General features: G+C 62.9%; 19 protein-coding genes. 9 read left to right on the forward strand and 10 right to left on the reverse strand.

All coding sequences use genetic code 11. The annotated features are described in order from the left end of the window. Positions 1-214 precede the first annotated feature (214 nt). The 5 genes from NKI16_RS22475 to NKI16_RS22495 all read left to right on the forward strand — a co-directional run bounded on the left by NKI16_RS22475 (position 215) and on the right by NKI16_RS22495 (position 4,522). Positions 215-1,138 carry a carbohydrate ABC transporter permease gene (locus tag NKI16_RS22475; RefSeq protein ID WP_352575248.1) on the forward strand — a complete coding sequence of 308 codons (924 nt, stop codon included), beginning with the start codon at positions 215-217 and terminating at the stop codon, positions 1,136-1,138. 8 nt (positions 1,139-1,146) lie between these two features. Continuing rightward, complete coding sequence (locus NKI16_RS22480; protein ID WP_023679838.1) at positions 1,147-1,986, forward strand: carbohydrate ABC transporter permease; 840 nt, start codon at positions 1,147-1,149, stop codon at positions 1,984-1,986. Beyond that, on the forward strand, positions 1,983-2,360 hold the full coding sequence (locus NKI16_RS22485) for a DUF4304 domain-containing protein (RefSeq protein ID WP_352620797.1): 378 nt from the start codon (positions 1,983-1,985) through the stop codon (positions 2,358-2,360). Before NKI16_RS22480 ends, NKI16_RS22485 begins: the two co-directional genes overlap by 4 nt. A 92-nt stretch (positions 2,361-2,452) precedes the next feature. Beyond that, a complete protein-coding gene (locus NKI16_RS22490; protein ID WP_023679836.1) occupies positions 2,453-3,508 on the forward strand; it encodes a Gfo/Idh/MocA family protein in 1,056 nt (351 codons plus the stop codon). 15 nt (positions 3,509-3,523) lie between these two features. Then, complete coding sequence (locus tag NKI16_RS22495) at positions 3,524-4,522, forward strand: ABC transporter ATP-binding protein (RefSeq protein WP_023679835.1); 999 nt, start codon at positions 3,524-3,526, stop codon at positions 4,520-4,522. Between the two features lie 208 nt (positions 4,523-4,730). Here the strand turns inward: NKI16_RS22495 and NKI16_RS22500 are convergent, their stop codons facing one another. The 5 genes from NKI16_RS22500 to NKI16_RS22520 form a co-directional block, all read right to left on the reverse strand. Continuing rightward, complete coding sequence (locus NKI16_RS22500; protein ID WP_352620795.1) at positions 4,731-5,576, reverse strand: fumarylacetoacetate hydrolase family protein; 846 nt, start codon at positions 5,574-5,576, stop codon at positions 4,731-4,733. A 166-nt stretch (positions 5,577-5,742) separates the two neighbouring features. Then, positions 5,743-6,474 (reverse strand): SDR family oxidoreductase, encoded by a 732-nt coding sequence (locus NKI16_RS22505; RefSeq protein ID WP_254815741.1) that lies wholly within the window; start codon positions 6,472-6,474, stop codon positions 5,743-5,745. Between the two features lie 176 nt (positions 6,475-6,650). Then, positions 6,651-9,023: an aldehyde dehydrogenase family protein gene (locus NKI16_RS22510; RefSeq protein WP_352691316.1), complete on the reverse strand. Its 2,373-nt coding sequence runs from the start codon at positions 9,021-9,023 to the stop codon at positions 6,651-6,653. Positions 9,024-9,036: 13 nt separating this feature from the next. Then, complete coding sequence (deoC, locus tag NKI16_RS22515) at positions 9,037-10,086, reverse strand: deoxyribose-phosphate aldolase (RefSeq protein WP_031211867.1); 1,050 nt, start codon at positions 10,084-10,086, stop codon at positions 9,037-9,039. 162 nt (positions 10,087-10,248) lie between these two features. Further along, positions 10,249-11,076 (reverse strand): ferredoxin--NADP reductase, encoded by an 828-nt coding sequence (locus NKI16_RS22520; protein ID WP_023677121.1) that lies wholly within the window; start codon positions 11,074-11,076, stop codon positions 10,249-10,251. A gap of 218 nt (positions 11,077-11,294) precedes the next feature. Between NKI16_RS22520 and NKI16_RS22525 the strand changes: the two genes are divergently transcribed. The 3 genes from NKI16_RS22525 to NKI16_RS22535 are packed head-to-tail and all read left to right on the forward strand — an operon-like array spanning position 11,295 to position 15,437. Beyond that, positions 11,295-13,379 (forward strand): hydantoinase/oxoprolinase family protein, encoded by a 2,085-nt coding sequence (locus NKI16_RS22525; protein WP_352571525.1) that lies wholly within the window; start codon positions 11,295-11,297, stop codon positions 13,377-13,379. A gap of 1 nt (position 13,380) precedes the next feature. Next, the gene (locus tag NKI16_RS22530; RefSeq protein WP_352782503.1) at positions 13,381-15,066 is read left to right on the forward strand and encodes a hydantoinase B/oxoprolinase family protein; all 1,686 of its coding nucleotides are present in this window, start codon (positions 13,381-13,383) and stop codon (positions 15,064-15,066) included. Then, the gene (locus tag NKI16_RS22535; RefSeq protein ID WP_352617851.1) at positions 15,063-15,437 is read left to right on the forward strand and encodes a hypothetical protein; all 375 of its coding nucleotides are present in this window, start codon (positions 15,063-15,065) and stop codon (positions 15,435-15,437) included. The genes NKI16_RS22530 and NKI16_RS22535 overlap by 4 nt, the downstream gene beginning before the upstream one ends. A 45-nt stretch (positions 15,438-15,482) precedes the next feature. Here NKI16_RS22535 and NKI16_RS22540 read toward each other — a convergent pair whose 3' ends face one another. The 4 genes from NKI16_RS22540 to NKI16_RS22555 form a co-directional block, all read right to left on the reverse strand. Continuing rightward, positions 15,483-16,139, reverse strand: coding sequence for a methionine ABC transporter permease (locus NKI16_RS22540; RefSeq protein WP_352782501.1), 657 nt, complete (start codon positions 16,137-16,139; stop codon positions 15,483-15,485). Next, positions 16,120-17,184 carry a methionine ABC transporter ATP-binding protein gene (locus NKI16_RS22545; RefSeq protein WP_352782630.1) on the reverse strand — a complete coding sequence of 355 codons (1,065 nt, stop codon included), beginning with the start codon at positions 17,182-17,184 and terminating at the stop codon, positions 16,120-16,122. Before NKI16_RS22545 ends, NKI16_RS22540 begins: the two co-directional genes overlap by 20 nt. A 133-nt stretch (positions 17,185-17,317) precedes the next feature. Next, a complete protein-coding gene (locus NKI16_RS22550) occupies positions 17,318-18,166 on the reverse strand; it encodes a MetQ/NlpA family lipoprotein (protein ID WP_023677115.1) in 849 nt (282 codons plus the stop codon). Between the two features lie 345 nt (positions 18,167-18,511). Continuing rightward, positions 18,512-18,811 carry a DUF1236 domain-containing protein gene (locus NKI16_RS22555; protein WP_023677114.1) on the reverse strand — a complete coding sequence of 100 codons (300 nt, stop codon included), beginning with the start codon at positions 18,809-18,811 and terminating at the stop codon, positions 18,512-18,514. Between the two features lie 204 nt (positions 18,812-19,015). On the opposite strand from NKI16_RS22555, the gene NKI16_RS22560 reads away from it, so the two are divergent. Next, entirely contained in the window at positions 19,016-19,804 is a 789-nt protein-coding gene (locus NKI16_RS22560) for a DUF1236 domain-containing protein (RefSeq protein WP_352683906.1), read from the forward strand. A gap of 105 nt (positions 19,805-19,909) precedes the next feature. On the opposite strand, the gene NKI16_RS22565 is transcribed toward NKI16_RS22560, so the two are convergent. Next, on the reverse strand, positions 19,910-20,152 hold the full coding sequence (locus NKI16_RS22565) for a polymerase (RefSeq protein ID WP_352782499.1): 243 nt from the start codon (positions 20,150-20,152) through the stop codon (positions 19,910-19,912). Between the last annotated feature and the right edge of the window lie 166 nt (positions 20,153-20,318).

Raw genomic sequence — 20,318 nt, forward strand, 5'->3', positions numbered from 1 at the left:
CTCGAGGGGGGAGATGTCGCCGAAGGCGACAGAGGGGGTCGGTCGAGGCAGGCTGCGGCTTGATCGCTGCTGGAAAGCACGGTCGAACGACGATAGCGCGCTGCCTCTGCCGACTCCACCCGCCTCGCTTTGCGAGGCACCCTCCCCTCGAGGGGAGGGAGGCGCCGCGCCCTTTGACGGCAATTGCAAGAACCTGATCGGCGGGACCGAACTCATGGCCGCAACACCGAAAAGACCGTTCCGCTGGCACATCGGCGTCTTTCTGGCGCCGGCAGTGCTGGTCTATACGGCGATCATGATCCTGCCGCTGGCCGGCACGCTGCAGCTCTCCTTGTTCCGCAACATAGACCAATCCCAAGTCTTCGTGGGACTGGCAAACTTCCGCACGCTGTTCGGCGATCCTAACTGGTCGGTGGGCTTCTGGAATGCTCTCCGGAACAATGTCTGGTTCTTCATCATCCACATGCTGGTGCAGAATCCGATCGGCGTCCTTTTGGCGGCGCTGCTGTCGAGCCCGCGGCTGAGATTCTCCGCCTTCTACCGAACGGCGATCTTCGTGCCGACAATCCTGTCCTTCGTCATTGTCGGCTTCGCCTGGAAGCTGATCCTGTCGCCGCTGTGGGGCGTGGCGCCGCATCTGCTCGATCTGGTCGGCCTCAAGAGCCTGTTCACGCCCTGGTTGGGCAAGGAGCAGTACGCGCTGACCACACTCAGCCTGATCTCGGTCTGGCAGTTCGTCGGCATCCCGATGATGCTGATCTATGCGGCGCTCTTATCCATCCCCGAAGAGGTGATCGAGGCGGCTGAATGCGACGGCATCACCGGCATGTCGCAGTTCTGGAAGATCAAGCTGCCGCTGATCCTGCCGTCGATAGGCATCATCTCGATCCTGACCTTCGTCGGTAATTTCAACGCGTTCGACCTGATCTACACAGCGCAAGGGGCGCTGGCCGGGCCGAACTATTCAACCGATATCCTCGGCACCTTCCTCTACCGCGCCTTCTTCGGCTTCCAGTTGCAGATCGGTGATCCCAACATGGGCGCGGCAATCGCCACGATGATGTTCCTGATCATCCTGGGCGGCGTCTGCGTCTACCTGTTCCTCGTGCAGACGCGCCTGCGTCGCTACCAGTTCTGAGGCGCCACATGAGCACGGCAACCCGCTCGCTGCCCCGCACCATTGGCGCGCATGCGATCCTTCTGACCTACACGGCGATCGCGCTGTTTCCGGTAATCATCGTCATCGTCAACTCATTCAAGTCGCGCGCCGCCATCTTCGGTGCGCCGCTGGCGCCGCCGACGCCGAAAACCTTCGATCTAATCGGCTACACGACGGTGATCGGCCAGGGCGATTTCATCCACTATTTCCAGAACAGCCTTGTCGTCACCGTCGCCTCGCTGTTCTTCGTGCTTTTGTTCGGCGCCATGGCGGCTTTCTCGCTGTCGGAATACCGCTTCCGCGGCAATTCGCTGATGGGGCTCTATCTGGCGCTCGGCATCATGATCCCGATCCGCCTTGCCACCGTCGCCATCCTGCAATTGATGGTGGCGAGCGGGCTAGTCAACACGCTGACGGCGCTGATCCTGGTCTATACCGCGCAAGGCCTGCCGCTTGCCGTCTTCATCCTGTCGGAATTCATGAAGCAGGTCTCGGACGATCTGAAGAATGCGGGCAGGATCGACGGCCTGTCCGAATACACCATCTTTTTCCGGCTGGTGCTGCCGCTGGTGCGCCCATCGATGGCGACCGTCGCCGTCTTCACCATGATCCCGATCTGGAACGATCTGTGGTTCCCGCTGATCCTGGCGCCGTCGGAGGAGACCAAGACGGTGACGCTCGGCGCCCAGCTGTTTCTCGGCCAGTTCGTCACCAACTGGAACGCCATCCTGGCGGCGCTGTCGCTGGCAATCATGCCGGTACTGATCCTCTACGTCATCTTCTCGCGGCAGCTGATCCGCGGCATCACTTCGGGGGCGGTCAAGTGAGTGAGGGTCGGGACGCGATCATTCGAGGCCTCACCGAGTCGGCAATCCGCCACAGATTCCGCGGCGTTCGCCAAACAAACTATTATCGCGAATGGCCGGAAACGGTCTGTCTGCTTAACCTTCAGAAGTCTGCCTGGGGACCGCAGTTCTATCTCAATGCAGCAGTCTGGCTGACTCGGTTCGGGATCGAGCGTCGACCAAAGGAATACAACTGTCATATCATCTGGCGTGTCAACTCCCTGATGGTTAGCGAGCAATCCAAGGCATTCACCGAGGCGCTGGATCTGGATCGTCCGTTGCCGGACGACCGGAGGTCTTCTCTGATCAAAGAGGGGGGTCGATACATACGGGTTCGGACTTCTGGCACGTTGTGAAAGCGAAAAGGCTGCTCTGCAGATCGCCAGTGAGTATGGATCGAGTATTAGGATGGACCTGAAAGCCCGCGCTCTACAAAAGGCAAACTGAAATGGACCAACCTCTTCGCGTTGTCATCGCCGGCCTCGGCAACATGGGGCGCAGCCATGCGCTGGCGTATCACACCAATCCGGGATTCCAGATCGCCGCGCTGGTCAACCGCTCCGATGTGCCGCTGCCGGAAGGGCTTTCGAGCTACGGCATCAGGCGCTCCTTCGACGAGGCGCTGCGTGACGAACGGCCCGACGTCGCCTGCATCGCCACCTATTCCGACAGCCATGCTGACTATGCCGTCAAGGCGTTCGAGGCCGGCTGCCACGTCTTCCTCGAAAAGCCGCTGGCAACCACCGTCGCGGATGCAGAGCGCGTGGTCGCGGCAGCCAAGGCCAACGGCAAGAAACTGGTGATCGGCTACATCCTGCGCCATCACCCGTCCTGGATCCGGCTGATCGCCGAGGCACGCAAGCTCGGCGGCCCTTACGTGTTCCGCATGAACCTCAACCAGCAATCCTCCGGCCATAGCTGGGAGACGCACAAGCAGTTGATGCAGACGACATCGCCGATCGTCGATTGCGGCGTGCATTATCTCGACGTGATGCTGCAGATCACCGACGCCAGACCAGTCGAGGTGCGCGGCATGGGGCTACGGCTGAGCGACGAGATCGCGCCGTCGATGTACAATTACGGTCATCTGCAGGTGCTGTTCGACGACGGTTCGGTCGGCTGGTACGAGGCCGGCTGGGGGCCGATGATTTCGGAGACGGCTTTCTTCGTGAAAGACGTGATTTCGCCCAATGGCTGCGTGTCGATCGTCATGAAGGAGGGTGTCAGGTCCGACGACATCGACACCCACACCAAGACCTCGACCATCCGCCTGCACAGTGCGGCGACCGGAGCCGACGGCAAATTCGCCAAACCGGACGAGATGCTGTCGATGCAAGGCGAGCCCGGCCATCAGGACCTCTGCGACCTGGAACAGGCGTTTGTGCTGAAGGCGATCCGCGAGGATCTGGACTTGACCCGTCACATGGACGACGCGGTGAAGTCGCTCGCCGTCTGCCTTGCCGCAGACGAGAGCGTGCGCAGCGGCCTCGCCGTGAAACTCTAGAACAGGGACGACGCCGTGGGCTCGCTGAACATCGAGAACGTAAAAAAGGCCTTTGGGCCGGTCGAGGTGCTGAAGGGCATCAACCTCGAGGTGACCGATGGCGAGTTCGTCGTCTTCGTCGGTCCATCCGGCTGCGGAAAGTCGACACTGCTGAGGGTCATCGCCGGGCTGGAGGACTCGACCTCGGGCCGCGTGGTCATCGACGGGGCGGACGTCTCCGCCACCCCGCCGGCCAAACGCGGCATCGCCATGGTGTTCCAGACGTATGCGCTCTATCCGCATCTGACGGTGAAGAACAATATGGGCCTCGGCCTCAAGCAGGCGGGCACACCGGCGGCCGAGATCGACCGCCGCATCGGCATCGCCTCCTCGATGCTGTCGCTGGAGCCCTACCTCTCGAGGCGGCCGGCCGAGCTCTCCGGCGGCCAGCGCCAGCGCGTCGCCATCGGCCGCGCCGTGGTGCGTGAGCCCAAGCTGTTTCTGTTCGACGAGCCGCTGTCGAACCTCGACGCCGCACTGCGCGTCAACACCAGGCTGGAGATCGCGCAATTGCATCGCCGGCTGAAGGCCACGATGATCTATGTCACCCACGACCAGGTCGAGGCGATGACGCTGGCCGACAAGATCGTGGTCCTTAATGCGGGCAGGATCGAGCAGATCGGCGGACCGATGGAGCTTTACAATTCGCCGGCAAATGAATTCGTCGCCGGCTTCATCGGCTCACCGAAGATGAACTTCGTCGACGGCGCCAGGCTTGGCGAAACGGCAAAGACCATCGGCGTCCGTCCCGAACATCTGACCGTCGATCCCAAGTCCGGCGCCTGGAAAGGCACGGTCGTCCATGCCGAGCACCTTGGCGCCGACACCAACCTCTATCTCGACTGCGAGAAGGCCGGCTTGATCACAGTGCGCATTTTTGGCGTCTATAACGCCGAACCTGGTGCCACGCTCTACGCGACGCCGGATCCGGCGAAGACATACCGGTTTGGAGCCGACGGGAAGGTGCTGAAATAGCTGGTGCCGACTCCCCTTCTCCCCTGTGGGAGAAGCTGGCCGAGCGAAGCTCGGTCGGATGAGGGGTGTTGGAAGGATCGCTGCCCTGAAAGCGTAAGTGCCTAAAATCCCCTGATGTTTTCACGCCTCGTTTCTTCCAGCACCCCTCATCCGTCTCGGCGCTGCGCGCCGATCCACCTTCTCCCACAAGGGGAGAAGGAAGAGCGCCCTACGCATCCGCCTTGAACGTCTGCTTCTGGATGCCCAGCCCCTCGATACCGAGCTCGACCACATCGCCGGGCTTCAGGAAGACCGGCGGCTTCATGCCGAGGCCGACGCCGGGCGGCGTGCCGGTCGAGATGATGTCGCCCGGGTGCAGCGACATGAACTGGCTGAGATAGGAGACGAGATAAGCGACGCCGAAGACCATGGTCTTGGTCGAGCCGTTCTGCATCGTCTTGCCGTTGACCGTCAGCCACATCGGGATGTTCTGCGGGTCCTTGACCTCGTCCTTGGTCACCAGCCACGGGCCGATCGGCCCGAACGTGTCGCAGGACTTGCCCTTGGTCCACTGGCCCTGGCGCTCGGCCTGGAAGGCGCGCTCGGAGACGTCGTGCGCGACGCAATAGCCGGCGACATAATCCAGCGCCTCGGCCTCGGTGACATACTTTGCAGTCTTGCCGATCACCACGCCGAGCTCGACCTCCCAGTCGGTCTTCACCGAGCCGCGCGGGATCAGCACGTCGTCATTCGGCCCGACAATAGCCGAGCTTGCCTTCATGAAGATGATCGGCTCCGGCGGCACGGCGGCACCGGTTTCGGCGGCGTGGTCGGAATAGTTGAGACCGATGCAGATGAATTTGCCGGTGCCGGCGACGCAGGCGCCGATCCGCGGCTTGCCGGAAACCGCCGGCAGCGTCTTCGGGTCGAGCTTCGACAATGTCTCGAGCGATGCCGGGTCAAGCGCCTTGCCGGCAATGTCGGTGACATGGGCGGAGAGGTCGCGGATCGTTCCATCGGCATCGAGCAGGCCGGGGCGTTCGCTCCCCGCCTCGCCATAGCGCAGCAGTTTCATGCAGTTTTCTCCCAGTTGCGACCAGAGGCCGTTTGCAAACTCGCTCCGCTGCGGCGAATGGCGTGGGTTTCGAGAACCGGAGCGGAGCGTACTTAAAGTACGTGAGCACCGGAAGCGCAGAAAGCCGCGTCAGGCGCCCGGCGGAGTAGGGTTTTCAAATGGCCTCTTAGATCGACCAGCCACCGTCGATATTATAAGCCTGCCCCGACGTATAGGTGGCGCCGGCCAGATAGACGGCGAGATCGGCGATTTCCTCGGGCGTGCCGAGCCGGCCCATCGGCTGGCGGGCGATGAAGGCGGCGCGAGCTGCTTCGTAGTCGCCCTGCGCATGCATGCGGTCCTGCAGCGACGGGCTTTCGACCGTGCCCGGACAGATCGCATTGCAGCGTATGCCCTTGCCGACATAGTCGGCGGCGACCGACTTGGTCAGGCCGATGACGGCTGCCTTGGTCAGGCCATAGACGAAGCGGTTCGGCACGCCCTTGGTCGAACTGGCCAGCGATGCCATGTTGATGATCGAGCCGTCGCCGCGCTCCAGCATGCCGGGCAGCACGGCGCGGATGGTGCGGATCATCGAGCGGACATTGAGATCATAGGCAAAGTCGAGATCGCCGTCCTTCATCTCGAGGATCGAGCCGGAATGGACGAAGCCGGCGCAATTGAACAGCACGTCGACGGCGCCGATCTCGGCAAAAGCGGCGTTCACCGCCTCGTCGTTCAGCACGTCGAGCTTGCGGGTCTTGATACCGGGCGTCTTGCCGAGGTCGGCGAGCACCACCTCGTTGATATCGGTGGCATGGACGACGGCGCCGGCCTTGGCGAACGCCAGCGCGCTCGCCCGGCCGATGCCTTGCGCCGCCGCCGTGACGACAACGATTTTGCCTGTCAGATCCGCCATGCTTTTCTCCTCGCCCGTCTGTGGTCGTTCGGCTTTTACCGGCGCAAGGCCGGGGCGCAATGTGCCAGCCGGGCACTACCATCCCGCCTGTTTCGATATTCGCCTGCCAGCCAAATGTTTTTTCTCGGTAAAGAACATTTGTTGGCCCGTCAAGCCCGGACGTCCCTCCGGGACACTCAGTCGCCGTAGGGCACCCAGACGTTCTTGACCTCGATCGCTCGGCGCAGCAAGGCATCGCCGGCTGCTTCGTTCGACGCCCAGTCGAGGCTGTGGCCGTTGCCGGTCCAGACGCGTTTGAGATTGCCGATGGACTCGGCCTCGGCCTTGGCGCAAGTCTCGGCATCGGCGAACACCCAGAGCCCGTCGACATCGTCATGCTTGGCCAATACGCCGGCAAGCTCGGCGCTACTGCCGGTGACGATATTGATGGCGCCTGCCGGAACGTCGGAATATTCGACGACCTGGTAGAGGTCGGTGGCAAGCAGCGGGTATTTTTCGGACGGCACGGCGACCACGGTGTTGCCCATGGCGAGCGCCGGCGCCACCAGCGAGATCAAGCCAAGCAAAGGTGCGTTGTCCGACGCGACAATACCGACGACCCCGACCGGTTCGTGCAGTGCCAGCGTGACGGCGCGGGCCGGCGGCTGGTGGACGCGACCCTCGAATTTGTCGGCCAAGCCGGCATAGAGGAACAGCCGCTCGATCGACAGTTCGACCTCTTCACGCGCCGCCTTGGCGGTCGCGCCGGTAAGTTGGGTGAGGCGCACAGCAAACTCGTCGGCGCGGCCCGAAAGGTTTTCGGCCAGGTAATAGAGCACCTGGCTGCGGTTGTAGGCGGTCGCCTCCGGCCAGGCCTTGCAGGCGCGCGCGGCCGCGACGGCGTCGCGGATATCCTTGCGGTTGCCGAGACCAACCTCGCCGGCAAGCTTGCCCTTGGCGGTGGCGACGGCGAAGGAATAATTGCCGTCCGGCCGGACCTGCTTGCCGCCGATGAACAGCTTTGCCGTGCGGTCGATGGCGTCGCCTTCGGCCTGCTCGACAGGTTGCGCCGAAGACGTCGCCGGTTTGATAACCGGGCCGAGCGGCAGTTTTGCCGAGAGATATTCGAACATGCCCTCGCGCCCGCCTTCGCGGCCAAAGCCGCTCTCGCGGTAACCGCCAAAGCCGCAGGAGGCGTCGAACATATTGGTGCCGTTGACCCAGACGACGCCGGCCTTCAATTGCGGCGCGACGTGCAGGGCAAGATTGATGTTCTCGCTCCACACCGAAGCGGCCAGGCCATAGCGCGTGTTGTTGGCGAGCTCGACCGCTTCCTCGGTGTTGCGAAAGGTCATGGTGGCAAGCACCGGCCCGAACACCTCTTCCTGTGCCAGAATGTTAGCCGGCGAAACACCTGTCGCCAGCGTTGGCAGATGGTAATAGCCCGAGGAGGGCAGCGCCGAGTCCGGCTGCCAGCAGATTGCGCCCTGCTTGGCGCCCTCGGCGATCAGGCCCTTGACGCGATCGAGCTGGGTCAAATCGACCAGCGGGCCGATATCGGTGTTCTTGTCGAGCGGGCTGCCGACGCGCAGCCGGCTCATACGCGTCTTGACCTTGGCGATGAAGGCATCGGCGATGCCCTCCTGCACCAGAAGGCGCGAGCCGGCACAGCAGACTTGGCCCTGGTTGAACCAGATGCCGTCGACCAGCCCCTCGACGGCGCTGTCGAGATCGGCATCCTCAAAGACGACAAAGGCCGACTTGCCGCCAAGCTCCAGCGACAGTTTCTTGCCCGAACCGGCGGTGGCTTTGCGGATGATCTTGCCGACCTCGGACGAACCGGTGAAGGCGATCTTCTGGATGCCGGGATGATTGACGATTGCCCCACCCGCTTCCGGCCCGCCCTGGACGATGTTGACGACGCCCTTCGGCACGCCTGATCGTTCACAGATCTCGGCGAACAGGATCGCGGTGAGCGGCGTGAATTCGGCTGGCTTCAGCACCACGGTGCAGCCGGCGGCGAGCGCCGGCGCGATCTTCCAGGCCAGCATCAAGAGCGGGAAGTTCCACGGGATGATCTGGCCGACGACGCCGACCCCCTTATGGCCTGGAAAATCCCTGTCCAGCGCCTGCGCCCAGCCGGCATGATGGATGAAATGGCGGATGGCCAGCGGCACGTCGATGTCGCGGCTTTCGCGGATCGGCTTGCCATTGTCGATCGATTCCAGCACCGCGAACAGGCGTTGGTGACGCTGCATGGCGCGGCCGATGGCGTAGAGCACTTTGGCGCGTTGATAACCGGTGCTGGCGCTCCATTTCGGCAGCGCTTTTGTGGCGGCCGAAACCGCCGCGTCGATATCGGCGGCACCGGCATCCGACACCTTGGCCAGCAGCTTTCCCGAGGACGGATCGCTGGTGTCGAAGGTTTTGCCTCCGCTGGCTGCCTTCCAGTCGCCGCCGATAAACAGCGCTTTGCCGAAATCCCGCGCGGCAAGCCACGCATCGGCCTCGTTGCGCGCCTCCGGCGCCGGGCCGTATTCCATGGCATGATAGCGTTCGAGAATGTTCATGGCGCGCTCCGAATCACGCCATCGCGTGGCGATGATTGGCCGAGTAGTGGCCGGTCAGATGATGCTCGAGCTGGCGCTCGATGTCGGTCAAAAGGCTCGATGCTCCGAAGCGGAACAGCTCCGGCTCCAGCCACGGCCGGCCCAGTTCTTCTTTCATCAGCACCAGCCAGTCGAGCGAGGCTTTTGCCGTGGAAATGCCACCGGCCGGCTTGAAGCCGATGAGATAGCCGGTTTCCTCGAAATAGGCGCGGATGGCGCGCACCATGGCAAGGCCGACCGGCAGCGTCGCGTTGACGCTTTCCTTGCCGGTCGAGGTCTTGATGAAATCTGCACCCGCCATCATCGCCACCATCGAGGCGAGCATGACGTTGCGCAGCGTCGCGAGGTCGCCGGTGCCGAGGATCACCTTCAGATGGGCCTCGCCGCAAGCGGCGCGCATCGAGACAATCTCGTTATAGAGCTCCTGCCATTTCGCCCCGAATACCAGGCCGCGCGGGATGACGACGTCGATCTCGTCGGCGCCGTCCCTTACCGATGCTTCGATCTCCTGCAGACGTGTCGAAAGCGGTGCAAGGCCGTGCGGGAAAGCCGTGGAAACGGCGGCGACATGGACGCCGCTGCCGCGCAGCGCTTCGACGGCAGTGGCGACGAAGGGCTGATAGACGCAGACCGCCGCCGGGCGGATCTTTTCACCAGTAATGCCGAGCCCCTCGGCAATGTCGCGACGGAACGGGTTGACCGCCTTGGCACAAAGCCGGCGCACGCGCTCTTCCGTGTCGTTCGAGTTCAGCGTCGTCAGGTCCATGCAGGCGACGGCGCGCAGCAGCCAGGCGGCCTGGTTATCGGCCTTGATCGAGCGTCTTTTGGTCAGGCTGGCGACGCGGCGTTCCAGCGCCGAGCGGTTGACGCCGCGCATCGATTCCATGAAGCCGAGATCGAGCCTCATGCCGGGATTGCGAGCAATGCCATGGGCTTGCGGGATTGGTGCATTGGCGGCGGCGCGTGCCGGCAGCGGCGTGACCTTCGATATGCCGACGTCGGTTTCGCGGATTGTGCTGCTCATCTCCTGCCCCTTGTTCAGCGACTTATGCCGAAGATAGACCGTGAAGCAGCGCTTCACGAGTCCTTCAAGCGGTCATAGCGGAAAAAGACAGTCAAGGCAGCCGATTTTTGACCGCATGATCAAAATCAGGGTCTCGAACCAGTGGACGCTGAACTGCGCGTCTCAGCCGACGAAGGCGCGCTCGACGACGAAGCTTGCCGGATGATGCAGCGAGCCTTCCTGGAAGCCGTGGCTTTCGGCCAGTTCCTTGACGTCCTTCAGCATATGCATCGAGCCGCAGATCATGATGCGGTCGGTTTCGGGATTGAGCCTGTCGATGCCGAGATCGGTGTAGAATTTGCCCGAGCCGATCAGCGCGGTGATGCGGCCCATGCGCTCGGAGGTCTCGCGCGTCGTCGAATTATACAGCGTGACGCGGCCGCCGGTCAGTTCGCCGATCAGCGGATCGTTCTCCAGTGCGGCCACCAGTTCCTGGCCGTAGGTGAGCTCGGCATTGTCGCGGCAGGTATGGGTCAGGATAACCTGCTCGAACTTCTCATAGGTATCGGGATCGCGCAGCAGGCTGGCGAATGGAGCAATGCCGGTGCCGGTCGAGATCATGAACAGGCGCTTGGCCGGCGTCAGCGCGTCGACCACCAGCGTGCCGGTCGACTTCTGCCGTATGATGACGGTATCGCCGATCTCGATTTTCTGCAGCTCCGAGGTAAGCGGGCCGTCCGGCACTTTGATCGAGAAGAATTCGAGTTCGTCGTCCCAGGCAGGGCTGGCGATCGAATAGGCGCGGAACACCGGCTTCTCGGCATTGGGCAGGCCGATCATGACGAACTCGCCGGAACGGAAGCGCAGCGATTGCGGCCGGGTGATGCGGAACGAAAACAGCCGGTCGGTATAATGCTTCACCGAGACGACGGTTTCGGCATAGACATTGGCCGGTATCGGGAACTGCAACGGCCGGGCGCCGGCAGTGTTGAACGCGGATATGGTGTTCATCAAACCTAACCTTCCGGGCCAGCTCAGCGCCCGCGCCAAATCTTCACCTGCGCGCCCGAACCGGTCAGGTTCCAGCGTGCCGTTTGCACACTCCGAAGCGGTAAGCTCTTGTGTCCGGAATTTATTAGTATACAAACGATATTTGCGTCAAGACGCCGCCGTAAAACAGCTTTCCAAACTGAGGCATGTAAGCAGTTCGGGCATTTCGGGTTTCGACAATGGAACAGAATTTTTCGGCGCAAGCTCTGGATTCGACGGGCAGCGTCGTCGCCGGTATCGATGTCGGCGGCACCTTTACCGACCTGCTTCTGATCGACGGCCGTGACGGCGGCCGGGTGCATATCGCCAAGACCCCGACGACGGTCGACAACCAGGCTTTCGGCGTCGTTGCAGCTCTTGGTGCCACCGGCTTTCCCGTCGACGGCATCGACCTCATCGTGCACGGCACGACGACCACCACCAACGCGGTGCTGGAGCGCCGGCTGGCCAAAACCGGCATGATCACCACGCGCGGCTTTCGTGACGTCATCGAGCTTGGCCGGCGGACACGGCCGCAAGCCTATGGCATGACAGGCACGTTCGTGCCGATCATTCCGCGCAATCTGCGGCTCGAAGTGTCGGAGCGGGTCGAGGCCTCGGGCGCGGTGCGCATACCGCTCGACGAGGCCGAGATGCGGGCAGCGATTTCACAACTGATCGCGGCCGGCTGCGAATCCCTCGTCATCCATTTCCTGCATTCCTACGCCAACCCGAGGCATGAGCGGCGTGCCGCCGAGATCGCGGCCGAGCTTTGGCCGAACGGCTACATCACGACAGGCCATGCGCTGCTTTCGGAAGCGCGCGAATTCGAGCGCGGCGTCACCGCTTCGGTCAACGCCTCGGTGCAACCGATCCTCGAACGCTATGTCGAGCGGCTGCGCAAGGAGCTGGCGTCAAAAGGCTACGCCCGCGACTTCCTGATCATGAACGGCAATGGCGGCATGATCTCGGCCCGCTTTGTCACACGTGAGTCGGCCAAGACCGTCATGTCCGGCCCCGCTTCCGGCGTCATTGCTGCCGCCTATACGGGAAAACGCGCCGGCTTCGAAAACCTGGTCACCTATGACATGGGCGGCACCTCGACCGACGTGGCGCTGATCCGCAACGCCGAGCCGGCGGTGTCGAACGAGATCGAGATCGAGTATGCGATGCCGATCCACGTGCCGATGGTGGCGGTGCATACGGTCGGCGCCGGCGGCGGCTCGATCGCCCGCGTCGATGCGGCCGGTCTGATCCAGATCGGCCCGGAAAGCGCCGGCGCCAATCCCGGCCCGATCTGCTACGGACGCGGCGGCTTGGAGCCGACCATTACCGACGCTAATCTGGTGCTCGGCAGGCTGGCGCCGAAGAAGCTGCTCGCGGTGGAAAACCCGGTCACCGTCGAACGGGTCACCGGCATATTCGAGGACAGGATCGGCCGCGCCACAGGCTTGTCCGGCGTCGAGGCGGCGGGTGCGGTGCTGCGGCTCGGCAACGTGAAGATGGCCGGCGCCATCCGCATGGTGTCGGTGTCGCGCGGCCACGACCCGCGCGATTTCGCGCTGTTCGCCTTCGGCGGCGCCGGGCCGCTGCATGCGACGGCACTGGCGCGCGAGCTCGGCCTGCCCAAGGTGCTGGTGCCGGCGCGGCCGGGCATCACCAATGCGCTCGGCTGCGTCGTCGCCGATCTGCGCCATGATTTCGTTAATACGGTCAACCAGCCGGTGGCCCGTCTCGATGAAATCCAACTCCACGAGACATTGGAACGGCACCGAAACGAAGGCAAGGAGCTGATCGGCAAGGAGGCGGTGAAGCCGGAAATGATCCGCGTCACGCATTCCGCCGACATGCAGTTCGTCGGCCAGACGCATATCATCAACGTGCCGCTGCCGTCGTCTGCGGTGACACGCGAGGGACTGCAGCAACTGTTCGAGAAGGCCTATTTCGCCCGCTTCAAGGTCCAGTTGCCGGAAATCCGCGCCAATCTGGTCAACCTCAACACCTCGGTCACCGGCGTGCGGCCGGCAATCGATCTGTCCCGGCTGATCGACCCGGCTGGGCGCGCCAAAACGCTCGAAGAGGCGCGGCGCGAGATCCGGCCTGTCTGGTATGGCGGGCGCTGGTACGACACGCCGGTCTACAGCAGAGAGAAGTTGCCGCTCGACGCAACAATCGAAGGTCCGGCGATCCTCGAACAGATGGACGCGACGACTGTGCTGGAGCCCGGTGACCGGGCGCGATCGGATGCCGACGGCAACATCATCATCGATATCGGCGAGGCCTGAGATGGAAAAACTCGACGCCATCACCCTTTCGGTCATCCAGGCGGCGCTACAGCAAGTCTGCGACGAAATGGACCTGACATTTTCGCGCGCCGCCTTCTCGCCTGTCATCGCCGAGGCCAATGACCGTTCGGATGGCATCTATTCGGCGCTCGATGGTTCGCTGATCGCGCAAGGCAGCCAGGGCCTGCCGGTGTTCGTCGGCGTCATGCAGTATTCGACCAAAACGGTGATCGAGATGATCGCCGACGGTCGCTGCCTGCCGCCCGAGCCAGGCGATATCTACATCGTCAACGATCCCTATCTCGGCGGCACCCATTTGATGGATGTGCGCTTCGCCATGCCGGTCTACCGCGACGGCAGGATATTCTGCTGGCTGTCGAACACCGGCCACTGGCCCGACATCGGTGGTTCGGTGCCGGGCGGCTTCTCCGCCTCGGCAACAGCGGTCGAGCAGGAAGGCTTGCGGCTGCCGCCGGTGAAATTATTCAAGAAGGGCATGCTCGACCCTGAGATCTACGCCATCATCTGCTCCAATATCAGGGTTGCCGACCAGCGCATCGGCGACATCCGCGCGCAGGCGGCGGCACTGCTGATCGGTCAGGACCGACTGAACGGAATCCTGGATCGTTACGGAGATGAAACGGTCGTCGATGCGATCGCCGAACTGCGCCGCCGCGCCGCTGAACAGATGCGCGTCAACATATCGGCCATTCCCGACGGAATCTATCGCTCGCAGGCCTTCGTCGATTCAGACGGGGTGGTAAACGAGCCGCTGATCATCGCGCTGGCAGTCGAGAAAAAAGGCGACACGCTCAGCTTCGACTTCTCGGGCTCATCAAAGCCCTGCGCCGGGCCGATGAACAGCGTGCTGGCGACGACCTTGTCCTCGGTCTATCTCGCCATGCGGCACATTTTCCCCGATGTGCCGATCAGCGCCGGCGCCTTCGAGCCGCTGATCGTCAAGCGGCCGGAAGGCACCTTCCTCGACGCCAAATATCCGCGGCCGGTATCGGGCTGCGCGGCCGAGGTTTCGCAGCGCATCGCCGAGGCGGTGTTCGCGGCGATGGTGCAGGCGTTGCCGGACAAGGTGACGGCGGCTCCCGCCGGCTCCAGCGGCAATTTCGCGCTCGGCGGCAACGATCCGGCGCGCGGCCGCGATTATGTCATGTACCAGATCTCCGGCGGCGGCTATGGCGGCAATGCCGGTCACGACGGCCTGACCAATGGCTGCTCGACCATCGGCATTTCCAAGTCGCCACCGGTCGAAATCATGGAGCAGGCCTTCCCGGTGCTCTACCGCCACTACGCCCTGCGCGAAGGCTCGGGCGGCGCCGGCAAGCATCGCGGCGGTTTTGGCCTCGCCTATGAGGTCGAGATCCTGCGCGGCGACGCCCGCGCCTCTTTCGTCATGGATCACGGCCGCTTCGGCCCGCAAGGCGCGCTCGGCGGCAAGGACGGCGCGGTCAACACGGTCACCGTGTTCCGCGACGGCAAGGAACATGTGCCGCCGCACCTCTCCAAGGAACAGGACATCGCGCTGAAGGCAGGCGACCGCGTGCGCGTTAGCACGCCGGGCGGCGGCGGCTACGGCGATCCGTTGCAGCGGGATCCGGAATTGGTCGCTCGGGACGTCAGGCTAGGGTACTATACCGCCGAGCAAGCCAGGGACCTGTTCGGGATCAAATGAATCCACAAGAGAAATTCAAATGCCGTGTCTGCGGCCTCGATCAATCTCCCGATCTGCCATGGGGCGAGAACGGCAAAGAACCCAGCTACATCATATGTTCGTGCTGTGGAGTGGAGTTCGGCTACGAAGACGACGGCCTCGGCAATTGTTTGTCAATTCGCCGGCATTGGGTGGAGGTTCGGCGATGCAAGTGGTTCGCGCCGGAGGATCGGCCGCTTGATTGGGACATGCCCGCTCAAATCAGAGGTATTCCGTTAGCCTATAAAGGCGCAGAGGATGAGCAACTGATCCAACGATATCTGCAGGCCGGAGAGCCGCCGCTACAAGGCTTGGCGGCGCTGAGCGCGGTGGAGAAGCCGGACCGGCTGTGAGGGTTTTACCGGGTGCTGGCATATCGCCCAGACCGCTGCGCACCGCTATGCCCTGTGGTCCAGCCTCGCGACCAGCCGGTCGCCGGCCCACTGGATGCCGCAGACCAGGATGATCAGCACAATGACAACGGCGATCATGACGGACGTCTCGAAGCGCTGGTAGCCGTAGCGGATGGCGAGGTCGCCGAGCCCGCCGGCGCCGATGGCGCCGGCCATCGCCGAGGCGCCGATCAGCGTCACCAGCGTCACCGTGAAGCCGGCGACGATGCCGGGCAACGCTTCCGGCACCAGCACCTCTCGAATGATCGTCCAGCGGTTGCCGCCCATGGCGCGTGCTGCCTCGATCAGCCCGTGGTCGACCTCGCGCAGCGACACTTCGGCGATCCGGGCATAGTAGGGCGTCGCCGCGATCGACAGCGGCACAATCGCTGCCCAGGTGCCGATCGAGGTGCCGACGATCAGCCGCGTCACCGGGATCAGCGCAACCAGCAGGATGATGAAAGGCACCGAGCGGAAGCCGTTGATGACCGCTGCGAGCGCGCGGTTCACCCACAGGTTTTCGGCGATACCGCCGCGGTCGGTGGCGACCAGCGCCAGGCCGAGCGGCAGCCCGAAAACCAGCGAGATGAGGCCGGAGGCGGCCGTCATCAGGATCGTTTCCCAGATCGAACGGACGAGAAGCTCAAACAGAACCGGCGACATGGCCAAGCACCTCCACCCGCGCTTGGCGGGCTTTCAAGAACGCGATCACCTCTGCCAGGTGAGCTTCATTGCTGCCGGCGACCGCCACGAACAGTGTCCCGACAGGCTGCAGCTGGACGTGATCGATGCCGCCATGCACGAGGCGGAACGAGCCGGGAACTGCCGAGGCAAGATCGGACAAAAGCGGGCTTCGGGCGGCCTCACCCGCCACGTCGATCCTGAGGATCGCCTCCACGCCGGCGTTCTGCGTTAGCCGGCTTGCGATCTCCGCCGGCAATTGCGGCCGGATGCCGCCGAGCAGGCTTTGTGTGATCGCCGACTTCGGATCGGCAAACACCGACCACACCGGCCCTTGCTCGACGATCCGCCCAGCGTCGATCACCGCGACACGATCGGCGATCGAACGGATCACCTCCATCTCATGGGTGATGAGCAGGATGGTCAGGCCGAGCTGCCGGTTGATATCTCTGAGCAAGGCGAGGATGGAGCGCGTCGTCTCCGGGTCCAATGCCGAGGTCGCTTCGTCGGACAGCAGCAGCGCCGGGCGCGCCGCAAGCGCCCGGGCAATGCCGACGCGCTGCTTCTGCCCGCCCGACAGCGACGCCGGATAGGCTTTCGCCTTCTCCGACAGGCCGACGAGCTCGAGCAGCTCGGCAGCGCGCGCCAGGCGTTCGGCCCTGGGCCGGCCTTCGATCTTGAGCGGCAGCGCTACATTGTCTTCGACCGTCTTGGCAGACAGCAGGTTGAAATGCTGGAAGATCATGCCGATACGCCGGCGCAGCGGTTGCAATTCGCGCTCGCCGAGCCGGCTGATGTCGCGGCCTTCGATGAAGACCTGTCCTGTATCCGGCCGCTCCAGGCCGTTCAGGCAGCGTATCAGCGTCGACTTGCCGGCGCCGCTCCGGCCGATGATGCCGAGGATCTCGCCCTGGCGCACGCTGAGCGATACGCCGTCCAGCGCCGCTGTCGCGCCGAAGCAGCGCTTCAGCTCGATGAGGCGCACGACATCGTTCGGTCCCGCGGAGCGGCCGCCGACGGGATGCATGACTTCGGTGACCGAGGCGAAATGCTGGTTCATGAAAGTTCCTGTATTCGTGCCCGCAAAACGCGATCGCGGTCCGCGTTGGAGCGCGGACCGCTTTATCATGCCGGGCTTCAGCGCCAAGTCGAGCTCGGTATCAATAGGCGCTGATGCCGGTTCCCTTGTAGACTCGGTCGAATTCGGCCTTCACCTTTTCGTTCTGGTAGGAGGCGACCAATGTCTTTACCCAGGGCTGGTTTTCATTGCCGGCCTTGACCGCGATGAAGTTGCGGTAGGGATTGTCGGCCACCGCCTCCTGGGCGATGCGGTTCTCCGGTGTGAGGCCGCTTTTAAGCGCCCAATCCGTGTTGACCACGGCCCCGTCGAGGTCTTCCACCGAGCGCCCGACAATCCCGGCGTCAAGCTCCTTGACGACCAATTTCTTCGGGTTTTCGGCAATGTCGGTCGTCGTAGCCAGAATGCCGGTGCCTTCCCTGAGCTTGATCAGACCTTCGCTCTGCAGAACGCGCAGTGCGCGGCCCTCGTTGGACGGGTCGTTCGGCACGCCAATGACGGCGCCTTCGGGCAGGTCGGCAATCTTCGTGTACTTCTTGGAATAGAGGCCGATCGGCCAGACCCCGGTATAGCCGACCGGGACGATGTGATAGCCCTGCGTCTTGATCTGGTTGTCGAGATAGGGCTTGTGCTGGAAGGCGTTGGCGTCGATTTCGCCACGCTCGAGTGCTTCATTCGGCTGGGTGTAGTCGTTGAACACCACGGTCTCGATCGTCAGCCCCCTCTCCGCCGCCTGGGCGGTGACGACGCGCCACACATCCTCGTCCTCGCCGCTCATGATGCCGACCTTGACCGCCGTCTTGTCTTCGGCGAACGACGGCGCAGCAAGGCCGACAATCCCAACCGCCGACGCGAAAAGTACAGCCAGACCGGCGCGCCGGTTTATACTTGCGGAGAGAAATGAGAGCAAAGTGTTGGTATTCCCAGACATGATCTATCCCGTCGGTTCTGAAGTCGTTGCGGCCAGGCGGAGTGCCAAGCCTTGCTGGCATCATCGGGAATGCTGACCGTCGGATCAAAGCACCGTATTTCCCGCGAAATGCGAAGCCAGGAATATTCTCTCAAAGTTTCGGGCCTGGCGAGCACAGGGCGTGCTGGGATCATGCGTTCTAAGCCAATGCTGGTTCAGAAATTGTCCGGACGTCGTCTCCGATATGAGGCCCGCCGTGCTTCGAAGCGGCGGGCCTTTCTGCGTCCGAATGCCCAACACGGGCAGCAGTGTGGGATGTCGACAATGCTGGACGCGCCGCATGTCCCTTCAAAGCGACGCGCTTGCTCACTCGATGACCTTTACAATCCTGCGCGTGCCAGGATCGACCAGGACGGTCCGATTGTCGACGACGACATAGCGGTATTTGACGTCGGGAACCTCATGAAGCTCGACGGTATCGGGCAGGGTCGAGCCGACATTGAGCTCCACGCCGGGAAGCTGCACGGACGCCAGAGGCTGCTTTTTCACATACTCGCGTACGATCGTCTCCTGCTGCGGTTCGATGACCACGTCCTGAGCGGCAGCGGCGCCAATACCCGCAAGCAGCAAGAACCCAGCCGCGGCTGCCGAAAGATGCATTCTCATGATCGTCTCCTTTCGTCGTGAGCCACCTCTGCGCTGCGCCGCGTCATGCTGTTCGCAGCGGGGTCGCTATAGGCCGGTAACGTCATCAGGTGGAGCTTGTTCCGCCACTCGGATCGCTTGCCGTTTCGCTCCATTAGTTTGGAACAAAGTTTTTTAGCCGCGGTTTTACGCGGTGAAGGGACGCGTTTTCCAAGGAGATCTCTCATGAAAGGCGTTCTGATCACCAGCATGCTAGCAATCAGCGTCAGCTGCGGGGCTGCACTTGCCCAGACGCAGCAGTCGACCGACGACCAGTCCGGCGCCAATTGTGCAGCCGGCACTGCCAATTGCCAGAACGGCGCCAAAATGGGCGAGCAGGCCCAGGGCAAGGCCGGCGCTACGACTGATCAACAGGCGCAAGGCAACAAGAAGCTGAAGACCGATGAGCAAGCCCAGGGCAAGGCCGGCGCAACGACTGACCAGCAAGCCCAGGGCAAACCGAAACTGAAGACCAACGAGCAGGCTCAGGGCAAGGCTGGCGCCACGACTGACCAGCAGGCCCAGGGCAACACAAAGATGAAGACCGATCAGCAAGCCCAAGGCAAGGCCGGACCCACCACCACCGAGCAGACCCAAGGCAACACGAAAATGAAGACCGAGGAGCAGGCTCAGGGCAAGACTGGGACCACGACCACCGAGCAGACTCAGGGCAATGCCTCGACGCAGACGCAAGACCAGAGTTCGACCGCGTCCATCAACAATGTAACCGTTGAACAGAAGACGGAGATCACGCAGGTCATCAAGGAGACGAACGTCCAACCGGTTTCCAGCGTCGATTTCGACATCTCTGTCGGTGTCGAGGTTCCGCGAAAGAAGGTCCGGCTGCATCGCCTGCCGGCGCGCATCGTCAAGATCGTTCCGGCTTACGAAGGCTATGAGTATTTCGTGCTCGCCGACGGCCGGATCGTCATCGTCGACCCGAATACCTACAAGATCGTGATTATCCTGACCTAGTCGTGGCCAGACGGTCTACCGTGAGTTGATGCACCAAAAAAGCCCGCCGCGCAGCTCGGGCGGCGGGCTTTTCCGTACCCGGCTCCAGCGTCTGCAAATCGCAAATCAAGGTCCGTCCTCGGGGCGAGGAGCGAGCACGGTGTGATCGATGGTGTCGGGCAGGCAGGGACTGGGCACGCAGCTTGTTCGGACTGACGCGGTGGTCATGGCATCGATATCCGTAACCAGCACCATTCTCGCGTAGTGCCGCGACCACAGCGGCTCTCCAAACAGGACGAAGACGCCGCCAATCATCAAGGCCAGCAACATGAGTGCCGTAACATTTGCAAATATCTCGCCGTAGCGCATGAAGGCAGCCTGTCCCGTTCGGAAAGCGATTTCAGCCTGTGACAGCGGCGACCAGGACGGCGCCGAAAGCCGGCGCTACTATCCTTGAGGCCCCGCGAATGCCGCCTTCCATTGGATCCTCCCCGAACAAGCCGGATAAATAACGGCACTCTCGGTGCTTTGTTCC

It is taken from the genome of Mesorhizobium sp. M0698 (genome assembly GCF_040320455.1).
Classification (GTDB): domain Bacteria; phylum Pseudomonadota; class Alphaproteobacteria; order Rhizobiales; family Rhizobiaceae; genus Mesorhizobium.